This window comes from Streptomyces sp. NPDC000594 (genome assembly GCF_040299965.1).
Classification (GTDB): Bacteria; Actinomycetota; Actinomycetes; order Streptomycetales; family Streptomycetaceae; genus Streptomyces.
The window spans coordinates 40,102-53,111 of the sequence record NZ_JBEPCY010000038.1 but is presented as its reverse complement, the minus strand read 5'-3'; the positions used below and the strand labels follow the sequence as shown (position 1 = coordinate 53,111).

At 73.6% G+C, this 13,010-nt stretch carries 11 protein-coding genes; 3 read left to right on the top strand and 8 right to left on the bottom strand.

Translation table 11 applies throughout. The features are described 5' to 3' along the window. Positions 1-90 precede the first annotated feature (90 nt). Both ABT354_RS32545 and ABT354_RS32540 read right to left on the bottom strand, forming a co-directional pair. A complete protein-coding gene (locus ABT354_RS32545) occupies positions 91-1,101 on the bottom strand; it encodes an NAD(P)H-dependent glycerol-3-phosphate dehydrogenase (protein WP_351500496.1) in 1,011 nt (336 codons plus the stop codon). Between the two features lie 28 nt (positions 1,102-1,129). Beyond that, positions 1,130-1,381, bottom strand: coding sequence for a hypothetical protein (locus tag ABT354_RS32540; RefSeq protein WP_351500494.1), 252 nt, complete (start codon positions 1,379-1,381; stop codon positions 1,130-1,132). 49 nt (positions 1,382-1,430) lie between these two features. Here ABT354_RS32540 and ABT354_RS32535 point away from each other — a divergent pair, with 49 nt between their 5' ends. Both ABT354_RS32535 and ABT354_RS32530 read left to right on the top strand, forming a co-directional pair. Next, a complete protein-coding gene (locus tag ABT354_RS32535) occupies positions 1,431-1,970 on the top strand; it encodes a hypothetical protein (RefSeq protein WP_351500492.1) in 540 nt (179 codons plus the stop codon). A 336-nt stretch (positions 1,971-2,306) separates the two neighbouring features. Beyond that, positions 2,307-2,546 (top strand): N-acetyltransferase, encoded by a 240-nt coding sequence (locus tag ABT354_RS32530; RefSeq protein ID WP_351500489.1) that lies wholly within the window; start codon positions 2,307-2,309, stop codon positions 2,544-2,546. 113 nt (positions 2,547-2,659) lie between these two features. On the opposite strand, the gene ABT354_RS32525 is transcribed toward ABT354_RS32530, so the two are convergent. The 6 genes from ABT354_RS32525 to ABT354_RS32500 all read right to left on the bottom strand — a co-directional run bounded on the left by ABT354_RS32525 (position 2,660) and on the right by ABT354_RS32500 (position 10,996). Beyond that, the gene (locus tag ABT354_RS32525) at positions 2,660-4,657 is read right to left on the bottom strand and encodes a bactofilin family protein (protein WP_351500487.1); all 1,998 of its coding nucleotides are present in this window, start codon (positions 4,655-4,657) and stop codon (positions 2,660-2,662) included. 127 nt (positions 4,658-4,784) lie between these two features. Further along, complete coding sequence (locus tag ABT354_RS32520) at positions 4,785-5,672, bottom strand: GNAT family N-acetyltransferase (protein ID WP_351500485.1); 888 nt, start codon at positions 5,670-5,672, stop codon at positions 4,785-4,787. Between the two features lie 141 nt (positions 5,673-5,813). After that, on the bottom strand, positions 5,814-7,391 hold the full coding sequence (locus ABT354_RS32515) for a PP2C family protein-serine/threonine phosphatase (RefSeq protein ID WP_351500483.1): 1,578 nt from the start codon (positions 7,389-7,391) through the stop codon (positions 5,814-5,816). 204 nt (positions 7,392-7,595) lie between these two features. Then, a complete protein-coding gene (locus ABT354_RS32510) occupies positions 7,596-9,146 on the bottom strand; it encodes an MFS transporter (protein ID WP_351500481.1) in 1,551 nt (516 codons plus the stop codon). A gap of 140 nt (positions 9,147-9,286) precedes the next feature. Further along, the gene (locus ABT354_RS32505; RefSeq protein WP_351500479.1) at positions 9,287-9,685 is read right to left on the bottom strand and encodes a RidA family protein; all 399 of its coding nucleotides are present in this window, start codon (positions 9,683-9,685) and stop codon (positions 9,287-9,289) included. A gap of 36 nt (positions 9,686-9,721) precedes the next feature. Further along, a complete protein-coding gene (locus tag ABT354_RS32500) occupies positions 9,722-10,996 on the bottom strand; it encodes an acyl-CoA dehydrogenase family protein (protein WP_351500477.1) in 1,275 nt (424 codons plus the stop codon). Positions 10,997-11,370: 374 nt separating this feature from the next. On the opposite strand from ABT354_RS32500, the gene ABT354_RS32495 reads away from it, so the two are divergent. Next, the gene (locus tag ABT354_RS32495) at positions 11,371-13,002 is read left to right on the top strand and encodes an AMP-binding protein (protein WP_351500475.1); all 1,632 of its coding nucleotides are present in this window, start codon (positions 11,371-11,373) and stop codon (positions 13,000-13,002) included. Positions 13,003-13,010 lie beyond the last annotated feature (8 nt).

Genomic DNA, 13,010 nt, shown 5'->3' with positions numbered 1-13,010 from the left:
CCTGCTCACCTCTTCGGGAACACCCGGGGGGTGAGCAGTTCCAGGGCCTCCTCCCAGTACGGCGGCGGTCCCGGGCCGCCGTGCCGGTTCTCATTCGGGTCCGGCGGCGCGGGCCATCAAGTCCTGGACCGCTGTCCGTGGGTGCATCCCGTCCCTGACGACCCGGACGACCGCTTCCGCGATGGGCATCTCGACGGCGTGCCGGTGGGCGAGGGCAAGGACGGATTCGCAGGAGGCCACCCCCTCCGCGGTCCGGGTCATCGCGGCGCGTGCCTGTGCTACGGACAAACCACGGCCCAGGTTGGCGCCGAAGGTGTGGTTCCGGGAGAGGGGCGATGCGCAGGTGGTGATCAGGTCCCCCATCCCGGCGAGTCCGGCGAGGGTCTGCGGGTCGGCGCCCATGGCGAGGGCGAGGCGGGTGATCTCGGCCAGGCCACGGGTCACCAGGGTGGCCTTGGTGTTGTCGCCGAGTCCCAGGCCGTCCGCCATGCCGACAGCGAGGGCGATGACGTTCTTCACCGCTCCGCCGAGTTCGCAGCCGATGACATCGGTGTGGGTGTAGGGGCGGAAGCATGGTGTGTGAAGAACCTTTTGGAGCCGCTCGGCGACGGTGATGTCCCGGCAGGCCACAACACCGGCGGCGGGCTGCCGGGCGGCGACCTCCCTGGCGAGGTTCGGGCCTGAGACAACGGCGATCCGGTCCGGGCCCGCCCCGGTCACCTCGGCGATCACCTGACTCATCAGCAGATCGGTGCCCCGCTCGACCCCCTTCATCAGGGAGACCAGAACCGTGTCGTCCCGGACGGCCGGAGCCCAGCCGGCGAGGGCACCGCGAAGCTGCTGGGCGGAAACGCAGAGAAAGGCGAACTCCGCACCGTCGGCGGCCTCGGCCGGGTCGGCCGTCGCCGTGATCGCGTCGGGCAGAACCATGCCAGGGAGGTATTCGGAGTTGGTACGGGTCGTGTTGATCGCCCGGACCAGCTCGGGGCGCCGCCCCCACAGGGCCACCCCGCACCCGGCGTCGGCGAGGACCACCGCAGCCGCCGTCCCCCAGGACCCCGCACCGTAGACCGCGACACGCGCCACTTCGCCCTCGACCACCCTTCCCTGTCACCCTGGGTATCGCTTGTCACTCCGTAGCGTACGGCTCGCACCCCTGCGACCGAGGCCGGCGCAGGGTGACCACGATGGCTCGGCGCTCGGCCAGCCCGGGCAGGGTGCGGCGGGCCTCACTGATCATGCTGCTTGCCTGAGAATCACCCACTTCGAGCACCGGGTCGGATTCATGGTCGACCCAAAGCCGGTAGAGCCGGGCCCACATGGCAGGCTCGGTCGGCCGTTCCTCCACGGTCTCCAACTCCAGCCCATCTGCCCTGGGCATAGACGAGACCCCCAGCTCAGGCCGCGTCTCCATAGCAGATATCGCACGGGTGAACAGCCGTATCACCCACCTCAGCGCACAGTTCTATGCGGTCGGCGGAGCTGAACTGGCCCCCGTCGCCACGGTGTACATCGACCGCCTGCAAGACGTACTCGATCACTGCGTATACACCGAGCGCGTCGAGCGGGCATTGCACAGCGCGATCAGCAACCTGTACTCCTTGGCCGGCTGGGGGGCGCTCGACGGCGCCGATCGTGAGCGGGCCACCCTGCTCTTCTCCGCATGCCTCAAGAGCTGCCTGCTTGCCGGAGATCCGATCGCCATGGCAGGGGCCTGGTCCGCCCTCGGCCACAAGGCACTCGGGGACCACGACCGTGCCGCAGCCGCCACCGAGCAGGCACTCGTCCTCCTCCCTCCCCGGATGAAGCGGAACCGGGCGTACTACACGGTCCAGCTCGCGGAGATCCAGTTGGCACAGCACGACCATGAGGCTGCCGCCGCCGGCGTCGCCCAGTTGTCCACCGGCCTCCCCGACATGAAGAATCTGGGCGACCGGCTCTCCCGCGTCCGCCGCGCCCTCGCCGCATAGGAGGCCCCGTGACCACCGGCATCAGCATCCGTCACTACGACCAGAGCCACGCCGAAGAACTGGGCCCACTGCTCGTGGACATCTACGCCGAGGTCCATGCCCCCGCCGACGACGATCCTTTCGCTTCGGTCGACCGGTTCCGCAACGGCCTGGCCGGATGGTCCAGCCGCCCCGGCTGGACCTGCGTCATCGGCTACGACGGCGACCAGCCCGTCGGCTACGCCTACGGCGCCCCCCCTGGCCGCCGATGCCCCCTGGTGGAAAGGACTGCTCACCGAAGTCCCACCCGGTCTCGTCACCGAGACCGGGCACCGCACCTACGGCCTCAGCGAACTCATGGTCCGCACCCCTTGGCGGAAGACCGGCATCAGCAAGGCCCTGCACGACGCACTGCTCTCCGGCCGCCCGGAAAGCCGGGCCACCCTCCTGGTGGATCAGTCACACCCCAAGGTTCATGCCCTGTACGAGACCTGGGGCTGGGAGACAGTCGGCGACCACCGCCCCCGTATCCACGGAGCACCGCTCATGCACGCCATGCTGCTCACTCTTCCCGGTCACCCGCCGGGCAACATCTGAAACGCTGCCAGGGTCCGGGAGGCGCACACCGCCACACCCTGCGGCGGACGTACGCGGACCGCCGCCCCGCGTGACCCGTGGGTCCTGCGGGGCGGCCGTCGTGTCGTGGCGGGTCAGCTGTCGGAGCGGAAGGCGCCGTGGACGCGGAGGTTGGCCGCGATCGACACCTGGTCGTCGTTGACGTGCATCAGCCACTTGTCCTCGTTGCGGACCGAGAGCAGCCTGTTGGCGTTCACCCTTCCGGTGAACAGGGACTCGCCGTGGACCCGGAGGTTGGGTGTGATCGCCACCTGGTCGTCGTTGACATGCATGAGCCAGGTGTCTCCGCTGCGGACCGACAACTGGCCGTTGGCGTTCACCCTTCCGGCGAACGTGGACTCCCCGCTGACATCGAGGTCACCGCCGAGGGCGGCGTTCCCCGCAGCGTGCAGTTCGCCCTGCGCGTCCACCCGGCCGTTGACCGACAGGGCGCCGCCCACGACGGCGTCCTGAGCGGCGTGCAACGCGCCTCCGGCGTCGACCCGGCCGCTGACGGTGAGGTCGTCACCGATGACGGCCCTTCCGGCGGACTGGAATCCGCCCAGGACATCCGCCCTGCCGTTGACGGAGAGATCACCGCCGACGGCGGCTTTCCGGATGACGAGCAGCTCATTCAGTTCCACCGCGCCGTTGACGGTGAGATTGCCCCCGACAGCGGCGCTCTGGGCGACATGCAGCTCACCCCCGGCATCGACCCGGCCGCCGACCGACAGGGCGCCGTCGACCACGGCGTTCTGCGCGGTGTGCAGCTCGCCCTGCGCGTCCACTCTGCCGCCGACGCCGAGGGAACCGCCGATCACCGCGTTCTGCGCGGCATGCAGTTCGCCACCGGCGTCCACCCGGCCGCCCACCCGCAGCGCACCGTCCACCACAGCGTTCTGGGCGGTGTGCAACTCGCCCTGGGCGTCGACCCGGCCGCCGACCGAGAGGGCGCCGACGACGGCGGCGTTCTGCGCGACCCGCAAATCGCCCCCGGCATCCACCCGGCCGCCCACCCGCAGGGCACCGTCGACCACGGCGTTCTGCGTGGTGTGCAACTCACCGTGCGCGTCGACCCGGCCGCTGACGGTCAGAGCACCGCCGACCGTGGTGTCGCCGCCGGCGTGCAGTTCGCCCGCGATATCCGCCTTGCCGCCGACCGTGAGGTCGTTCTTCACCTGGGCCACATCGGTGACCAGCTCCCTCAGTTCCGCCTTGTCGGCGGTGACGATCCCCCGGGTGTTGGACGCGTTGCGGATCGCCGCTCCCTGCGCGGTGAAGAAGATCCGCCCCCGGTTCGTCGTGCCCTGGACCCAGGGGGTGTGGACGCCGACGGTGGCGGTGAGGCTCTTGTACTCGGGGTTGCTCAGCTGGACGCTGGTGGTGAGGTGGTACGGCGGGTGCTGCGCGTTGGGGGGTGTGGCGATCAGGGTGTACGTCGCGGCGTGCTTCGGCGCCTTGTTCGCCTTCGGTGACCAGGTCCAGCCGGACGGGCCCCGCTGGGGGACGCTCTCCAAGGTGCCGTCCGGATACTGGATCTCGTAGTTCAGGGTGTCGGGGCCGTCCCACAGCAGGGTGACCTTCCCGCCCGCCTCGATGAGCGACGCTTCCGGGCGGAAGTTGCGGGGCACCCTGGGTACGCGCTTCAGCAGGCTCAGGGTGACCGGCGGCTTCGGATTCTGCCCGGTCGGCCCCGTCCCTACCTCGGTCGCCTTGAGCAGGACCACCCCCGGTTGGTCGGAGACCGGGAAGCCGTCCAGCACCACGACCAGCGAACGGCCGCTCTCGAAGTGCGCCAGGCTGCCGGCCGACACCGTGAGGATCCCCGTGGTCTGGTCCCACTGGGCCGTCGGCGTCTCGGTGCTCCACGTCGCGGTGTTCTGTTCGATCCGTGTGTCGACCGCCGACGGGACGGCCGTCAGATCACCCGCGTTCCCGCCGAAGGGAACCTGGATCTGTATGGAGTACCAGCGCACCACTTTCTTGCCCGGATTGGAGACGACGATGTGCACCGCCCCCAGGACCACCCCGTCCTGCGAGGACACCTCCAGCGGAACGGGATCGGTGAGGATGTCATACGTAAGAGAAGCCACTGTGTGGAACCCCCTGTTTCGGTCTGCGGGCGCTCGCCCCCCACGGGCGCACTCCCCGACGCCACAGCGCTGTCCCACCGGACACCCCAAAAACCCCCCTTCGCCATGAACGGCGCGAACCAGATCCCTACTGGCCTGAACAGGCGGCAGGCTCCCGGTCCGGGTGGTGGGGCGGCTCGGCGATCAGGACGGTGCCGATGGTGCGGAAGCCGAGGCGGGCGTAGAGACGGGCCACCCGGTCGTCGGCGGCGGAGAGGACCACGGCGCGGGCGCCGAGGGTACGGGCGTCGGTGGCCAGGGCCGAGGTGAGGGCGAGGCCGAGGCCGCGGCGGCGGGCCGGGGGGAGGGTCGCGACCCCGACGATCTCGGTGGCGTCCACCGCGGGGAGATGCCGGCCGGAGCAGACCACCGTCCCGTCCGGGTCGATGACGGCCGCGACCCGCAGCAGCCCGGCGTGTATCTCTTCCCGGGTACGGGAGAGGGTGCCGTCCTCCGTCAGCCGGCGGATCTCCCCGGCGAGCCGGACCCGGTCGGCCGGGTCACCGCCGACGCCGGGGAGCGGCGGGCCGAAGACCAGGCCCGCGACGGCCAGGGCGCCCGGCAGCTCCGGGGCGTCGGCGTCGAGGAGCGCCACCCGTACCCCATCGCCGGGGAGTTCCGCCGCCGTGGTCTCCCGGGGGCCGAGGGTCATCAGCGGATACTCCTGGATCGCCAGCCCGGCCCCCTCGGCGGCGGCGCGCAGCGCGGGTGTGGTCTCGGCGACCCACTCGTACCGCTCGGGCAGGCCGAGTTCCCGCTGCCGGGCGCGGACCCGGGTCACATCGGCGGGGGTCACCCGGGTGGTGGCACCGGGCGTGGGGCGGGCGAAGCGGGGTCGGCAGGCGCCCTCGTCCCTGGGGACGAAGAGGGTCAGCGGCCCGAACTCCTCGGCCCGTGCGAGGGTGCGGGGGACCGCGTCGAAGTAGGCCTCGGACTCGGCACGGAGGGCGGCGTGGTCAACATCCGGATGCGTCATGGCCGCATCCAACCAGCCGTCCGGGACCGGGCGGCCCTGGTGGCCGGGAGAGACCCTGACGGCCGGGGGACCCTGGCCGGACGGGAGACGGGAGGCCCTGACGGCCGGGGGGCTCAGAACGGGAGGCTCGGGGCCGGGGGCTCAGGGCTGGAGACTGATCCGGGCGGCGAGGAGGGCCACGTCGTCCTCGGCGTGGGCCGCGTCCAGCTTGGCCAGGATGCCGTCGATCAGGTCGTCCAGCGGTGCCGCCGGGTCCGGGCGCAGCCGGGAGAGGCGGGCGAGGGAGACGTCGATGTCCTCGCCCCGCCGCTCCACCAGGCCGTCGGTGAACATCAGCAGGGTGTCACCGGGGCCGAGGGGGCGGGTCGCGCGGTCGTAGCCGCCGACGCCGGTGCCGAGCGGGGGTCCCACCGGGACGTCGACGGGTTCCATGGCGCCCGAGGCATCGAGGACCACCGGCGGGAGGTGGCCCGCGCTGGAGAAGGAGACCAGGCCCCGGGGCGGGTCCGTCTGGGCGAGCAGACAGGTGGCCGGGCGGCGGGCGGAGTGGCCCGCGGTCTCCTGGTCGAGCCGGCGCAGTATCCGGTGCGGCGGCAGATCGGCCGCCGCGGCGTCGCGCAGCGCCCGGCGGTAGCTGTTCATGTCGACGGCGGCCTCCACCCCATGGCCCATCACATCGCCCATGACCAGCAGGGTCCGTCCGAAGTGCAGCCGTACCGTCTCGAACCAGTCGCCGCCGACGAGGGTGCCGACCCCGGAGGGCAGATAGCGGGAGGCGACCAGGAGATTGGGGTGGGGCAGCCCGGGGTCGGTCAGCAGGGCGCGCTGAAGCTCTCCGGCGGTGCGCTGGGAGCGGCCGAAGAGCCGGGCGTGGTCGAGGGCGACGGCGGCCCGGCGGGCGGCGGACCGGGCGAGCAGCGCTTCGGAGGGGGTGAGGTCGCCGTGGTCGCGGGCGAGGTGCAGGGCGCCGAGGACCCGTCCCCGGTGGATCAGGGGGAGGGAGATGCGCGGCCCCTCGACGGTGGGTTCGCCCCGGAGGACGGTGGCGGAGGGGCGGCCCGGCAGCAGTTCGGCGCGGCCGGTGGCGGCCGCCCGGTGGAGCGGGGGGACGCCGGGGTCGCGGGGCTCCTCGGCGAGGAGGTCGACCGCGACGGTGAGGGGTCCCGGCCCGCCGGGGCCGCCGGGGGCGAGGAAGGCGACCAGTTCCTCGCAGGTGGTGCGGGCGTCCAGGGTGGTCCCTATCCGGTGGGCGGCCTCCGCGACTCCGGGGACCAGGGTGCCGGCCCCTCCGGACGGACGACCCGGGGTGCCCGCGCCTTCGGACGGACGCCCCGGGGTGCCCGTCCCTCCGGATGAGGCCGTACGGTCCGCGCCGCCCAGGGCGGCCGGGTGCCCCGCCGCGCCCGGGGCGGTCACCAGCAGCAGCCCGGCGAGTCCGGTGCCGCATCCGTCGATGGTCAGCCGCTGCCAGGTGCAGCGGCTGCCCTCCCCCTCGTGCACCCGGGTGTGTCCGTCGGCGAGTACCGCCGCGAGGAGTGCGGGCGCCCCCACCACGGACCGGGCGGACCGATCCACGGGACGGCCGGGCAGGCCCTCGGCCGGTTCGCCCGATATCCGGCACCACAGCTCGTCCGCGAAGAGATAGCGGGCGTCCGCGTCGAGGATGGCCAGCCCGGTCACCGGGAGGACGCCCGCTCCGATGGACGGCTCGGCACCCACGTACACACCTCCCTCGCTTCCCGGCGGAACCGTCCGGTCCCTCACGACCGTCCGGTCCCGCACCGGCCGGCGGGCCGTCCGGCGACGGTCCGGGACCGTCCGGCGATGATTCCCGGGGTCCCTGGCGCCCGGCGGTACTCCTCGGCCGCACTTCCTGGCGATGTTCTCAGTCCCCGCTCTCCCGCGCCCACCGGATTGGGTCACTCAGGTCCCTGATGTCACTCCGCCCCGGAGTCGTTCCAGGTCGGCGGGGCGGACCCGGATGACCAGGACGGCGATCAGCGCGGCGATCACCGTGAAGACGGCGGCGGCGACGAAGGCGGCCGAGATCCCGGCGGTGAGCACCCGCTCGCCCCAGGGCGGGGGCAGGGTACCGCTCGCCCGGAAGGCGATTCTCTGCTCCGGCGTGGCCCGCGACAGAAAGGCGGTGATCTCCTCCTGGGCGGCCCGGCGGCTCGCCGTGCCGAAGACGGTGACGAGGATGGCGAGCCCGAGCGAGCCGCCGACCTGCTGGGAGGTGTTGAGCAGCCCGGAGGCGGCGCCCGACTCCTCGCCGCGCACCCCGCCGAGCGCGGTCAGGGTCAGCGAGATGAACTGCGTACCCATGCCCAGGCTGAAGAGCAGCATCGGGCCCAGCACCGCGCCGGCGTAGGTGGAGTGGACATCGACCCGGGTGAGCCAGGCCAGCCCGGCCGCCGCGGCCAGCGCCCCGCCGACCATGAAGGGTTTGGGGCCGAAGCGCGGCAGCAGCCGCGAGGTGATCTGGGCGACCACCGCGATGACGATGCTCACGGGGAGGAAGGCGAGACCGGCCCGGAGCGGGCTGAAGTGCAGGACGTCCTGGACGAAGAGGGTGAGGAAGAAGAACATGCCGAAGATCGCGGCGGCGAGGCAGAGCATGATGCCGTAGGAGCCGGAGCGGTTGCGGTCGGCGAACATCCGCAGCGGGACGATGGGCTGCCGCGAGCGCCGTTCCACCGCGACGAAGGCGGTCAGCAGCACCACCGCGGCGGTGAACGAGCCGATGGTGACGGGGTCCCGCCAGCCGTCGTGGGCGGCGCGGATGAACCCGTACACCAGCGCGACCATGCCGAGGGTCGCGGTCACCGCGCCGATCAGGTCGAAGCGCCCGGGATGGCGCTCGGACTCCTGGATATGGCGCGGGGTGGCCACGATGATCAGCAGGGCGATGGGGACATTGACGAAGAAGACCCAGCGCCAGTCGAGCCATTGGACGAGGACACCGCCCGCGAGCAGTCCGATGGCCCCGCCGCCCGCGGAGACGGCGGCGAAGGCGCCGAAGGCACGGTTGCGTTCGGGGCCCTCGGTGAAGGTGGTGCTGATGAGTGCGAGCGAGGTCGGCGATGCGATGGCTCCGCCGACGCCCTGGAGGGCCCGGGCGGCGAGCAGTTGGGCGGAGTTCTGGGAGAGCCCGCCGAGGAGGGAGGCGAGGGCGAAGAGTCCGACCCCGGCCATGAAGACCCGGCGGCGGCCGAGGATGTCCCCGGCGCGCCCGCCGAGGAGCAGCAGTCCGCCGAAGGTGAGGGTGTAGGCGCTGACGACCCAGGAGAGGTTGGTGGTGGAGAAGCCGAGGGCGGTCTGGATGTGCGGCAGGGCGATGTTCACGATGGTGACATCGAGGACGACCATCAGCTGGGCGGAGGCGATGACCAGCAGGGCGACACCCTTGCCGCCGCCCCGGGCGGGGGCGGTCCTCGGTGCGGTGGCGGCGCGGGGCCGGGGGGTCGGCGACATGGCGCATCGGGTCTGGGGGCGTGCCGGTCCGTGCGGTCCGGCCGCCCACTCCCCCGACGGTAGCCCTGCCCCGGGCGCGCTACCAGTCGATCAAGGGTGTTCGGCCCCGCCCCGGGGCCGTACGGCGGGCGCGTCCGGGTTCAGGGCAGTACGGCGGTCCCGTCCAGCTCCACCAGGGCCTGCCGGTCCCACAGCCGTACCACCCCGATCACCGCCATCGCCGGATAGTCCCGGCCCGCCGCCCGCCGCCAGATCCGGCCGAGTTCGGCGCGGTGGGCGCGGTAGGCGTCGACATCGGTGGTGTAGACGGTGACCCGGGCGAGGTGGTGCGGGGCGCCGCCCGCCGCGGCGAGCGCGGTGAGGAGATGGGACAGGGCGGTCCCGAACTGCTCGGGCAGGGTCTCCCCCACCACCTTCCCCGCCCGGTCCAGGGAGGTCTGGCCGGCGAGGAAGACCAGCCGGGAGCCGGTGGCGGTGACGGCGTGCGAGAAGCCCGTCGGCGGGGACAGCTCGGCGGGGTTGTGCCGGCGCAGACTCATACGGCGCTCCTCGGGCTCATGCTGTGCTCCTCGGGCTCATACGGTGTTCCTCGGGCTCGGGGGCCGGTCCTCGTCCCCGGCTCCCGGGGGCGGGCGGCGGCGGGCCCTCCCGTACAGCTCCCGGGCGATGATCGAGCGCTGGACCTCGCTGGCGCCCTCGTAGATCCGGGGTGCGCGCACCTCGCGGTAGAGATGCTCCAGCGGATGGCCGCGCTGGAGCGCGCGGGCGCCGTGCAACTGGACGGCGGAGTCCACGACATACTGCGCGGTCTCGGTCGCGTAGAGCTTGGCCATGGCGGAGCGCCGGGACACATCGGGCGCGCCCGTGTCGTACGCCGAGGCCGCCGCGTACACCAGCAGCCGGGCGGCCTCGGTCCGGGTCGCCATCTCGGCCACCCGGTGGGCCACCGACTGGAGTTCGGCGAGCGGGCCGCCGAAGGCGGTACGGCGGGAGGTGTGCGCCACCGTCGCGTCCAGGGCGGCCTGGGCCATGCCCACGGCGAAGGCGCCGACGCTGGGCCGGAAGCGGTCGAGGGTGCGCATCGCGACCGCGAAGCCGCCGTCCACCGCGCCGAGGACATCGTCACGGGTGACCGGCGTCCCGTCGAGGTCGAGCGTGCCGAGGGGGTGCGGCGAGAGCATCGCGATCGGGGTCCCGGAGAGCCCCGGGCGGTCGGCGGGGACCAGGAAGGCGGTCACCCCCCGGGCGCGGGCCCCCTCGGTGGTCCGGGCGAAGACGGTGTAGAAGTCGGCCTCGGGGGCGTTGGAGATCCACCGCTTGGCGCCGTGCAGCCGCCAGCGGCCGTCGCCGTCGGGGACGGCCGCCAGCGTCAGGGCCGCCGCGTCCGAGCCGGCGCCCGGCTCGCTGAGGGCGAAGGCGGCGACGGTCCGGCCCGCGCCGACCCCCGGCAGCCAGCGGGCGCGCTGGGCGGGGGTGCCCGCGTCGGCGACGGGGAAGGCCCCGAGGCCCTGGAGGGCGAGCGCGGTCTCCGCCTCCGTGCACTCCCGGGCGAGCGACTCGCGCAGCAGACACAGCTCCATCGCCCCGGTCCCGGCGGCGAAGAGCCCCCGCAGCAGGCCGTGTTCGCCGAGGGCGGCCAGCAGCGGGCGGTTCACCCGGCCCTCGGTGCCCGCCTCCGCGATCGGCCGCAGCACCTCGACGGCGAGGGCCCGCACCCGCGCGCAGAAGGCGACCTGCCCGGCCCCGAGCGAGAACGCCGGTCCCGGCGCCGGGCCTTGCGGGTCCGGCCGATCGGAGAGACCCTGCGGACGCGATGAGCCCCGTGGCTGCGACGGCTCTGCCGGCCCCATCGGCCCTGTCGGCTCCGTCGGCTCCGGGGAGCCCGGCGGACAGGGCGGGCCACCAGCGCCAGGAGATCCCGGCGGCTCCGGCAGGCGGAGCGGGTCCGGCAGGCCCGGCCGGTCCCGCTCACCCGGCGGCCCTGACGGATCCGGCGGGTACGGAGCAGCCGGGCGATCCGGCGGACCCGGCCGGCCCGGGTGCCCGGGAGCGCCCGGGGAAGGTGAAGGGTCTGGCAGGTCCGGAGAACCGCCGGGCATCGCCGCCCCCTCGTCCGACGCTCCCGCCCGGCACCCCGGACAGCGCATCTATCGCGGACCGTTGACTGTCGTCATGACAACGATACGCTCCCCACACGACCCCACCACAGGGAAGGGGCGCACCCATGGAGCTGACCTCCTCGGCCCATCTCGACACCTTCGCCCGGGACCATCTGCCGCCCGCCGCCGAGTGGCCCGTGCTCACCCCGCTCCCCGGGCCCGACCGGCTCAACTGCGGGGTGGAGCTGGTGGACCGGACCATCGAGCGGTTCGGGCCCGAGCCGCCCGCCTTCCGCAGTGAGGACGGCACCGTCTGGAGCTACGGCGAACTGCGCACCCGGGTGGACCGGATCGCCCATGTCCTCAGCGGACCGCTCGGCGTCGCCCCCGGCGACCGGGTGCTGCTGCGCGGGCCCACCAGCCCGTACCTGGCCGCCTGCTGGCTCGCCGTCATGAAGGCGGGCGCGGTGGCGGTGACCGTCCTCGCCCAGCAGCGGCCCCGGGAGCTGGCCTCGGTCTGCTCGATCGCCGCCGTCCGGCACGCCCTCTGCGACGCCCGCGCCCTGGACGACCTGGTCGCCGCCGAGGTGCCGGGGCTGCGGATCACCCCGTACGGCGGGGACCGCCCCGGCGATCTGCTGCGCCTGGCCGAGGGGCAGCCGGAGGTCTACCCCGCCGTCGCCACCGCCGCCGACGACATCGCGCTGATCGCCTTCACCTCCGGCACCACCGGCCGCCCCAAGGGATGCCTCCACTTCCACCGGGACGTCCTGGCCGTCGCCGACACCTTCTCGGCCGAGGTGCTGCGGCCCGTCCCCGGCGACCTCTTCGCCGGGAGCCCGCCGCTGGGCTTCACCTTCGGCCTCGGCGGTCTGGTGGTCTTCCCGCTGCGGGCGGGGGCCTGTGCGCTGCTGCTGGAGCGGGCCGGCCCCCGGCAACTGCTGCCCGCGATAGACCGGCACGGGGTGACCGTGCTGTTCACCGCGCCGACCGCGTACCGGGTGATGCTGGCCGAGTCCGCCCCGTACCGTCTGGGGTCGCTGCGGCGCTGTGTCTCCGCCGGGGAGAACCTGCCCGCCGACACCTGGCGGCGCTGGCGGGAGCGGACCGGTGTACGGATCATCAACGGCATCGGGGCGACGGAGCTGCTGCATATCTTCATCTCGGCGGCGGACGACGCGATCCGGCCGGGGACGACCGGGGTGCCGGTGCCCGGCTGGGAGGCGCGCGTTGTGGACGGGCGGGGGCGGCCGGTCCCCGACGGGACCCCGGGGCTGCTCGCGGTGCGCGGCCCGGTGGGCTGCCGCTATCTGGACGACCCCCGGCAGCGGGAGTACGTCCGCGACGGCTGGAACATGACCGGGGACACCTATGTACGGGAGCCCGACGGCTACTTCCGCTATGTCGCCCGCGCCGACGACATGATCGTCTCGGCGGGGTACAACATCGCGGGCCCGGAGGTGGAGGAGGCGCTGCTCGGCCATCCCGATGTGGCCGAGGCGGCGGTGGTGGGCAGGCCGGACGCGCTGCGCGGGCAGATCGTGGTGGCGCATGTGGTGCCCCGCGCGGGGGTGCCGGCCGGGGAGGCCACGGCGGCGGCGCTGCTCACCTGGGTACGGGAGCGGCTGAGCCCGTACAAGTGCCCCCGGGAGATCGTGTTCGCCGAGGAGCTGCCCCGTACCCCCACCGGCAAACTCCAGCGCTTCCGGCTGCGTGACGGAGCCGCCGGTCCCGGCGGCCCCAGCGGCGCCGGCTGAGCCCGCCC

Bases quoted from the DNA above. Each gene is read 5' to 3' on its own strand.
- ABT354_RS32540 (WP_351500494.1), bottom strand. From the start codon at position 1,381: ATGCCCAGGGCAGATGGGCTGGAGTTGGAGACCGTGGAGGAACGGCCG.
- ABT354_RS32530 (WP_351500489.1), top strand. From the start codon at position 2,307: ATGGTCCGCACCCCTTGGCGGAAGACCGGCATCAGCAAGGCCCTGCAC.
- ABT354_RS32520 (WP_351500485.1), bottom strand. From the start codon at position 5,672: ATGACGCATCCGGATGTTGACCACGCCGCCCTCCGTGCCGAGTCCGAG.
- ABT354_RS32510 (WP_351500481.1), bottom strand. From the start codon at position 9,146: ATGTCGCCGACCCCCCGGCCCCGCGCCGCCACCGCACCGAGGACCGCC.
- ABT354_RS32505 (WP_351500479.1), bottom strand. From the start codon at position 9,685: ATGAGTCTGCGCCGGCACAACCCCGCCGAGCTGTCCCCGCCGACGGGC.
- ABT354_RS32500 (WP_351500477.1), bottom strand. From the start codon at position 10,996: ATGGGGCCGGCAGAGCCGTCGCAGCCACGGGGCTCATCGCGTCCGCAG.
- ABT354_RS32495 (WP_351500475.1), top strand. From the start codon at position 11,371: ATGGAGCTGACCTCCTCGGCCCATCTCGACACCTTCGCCCGGGACCAT.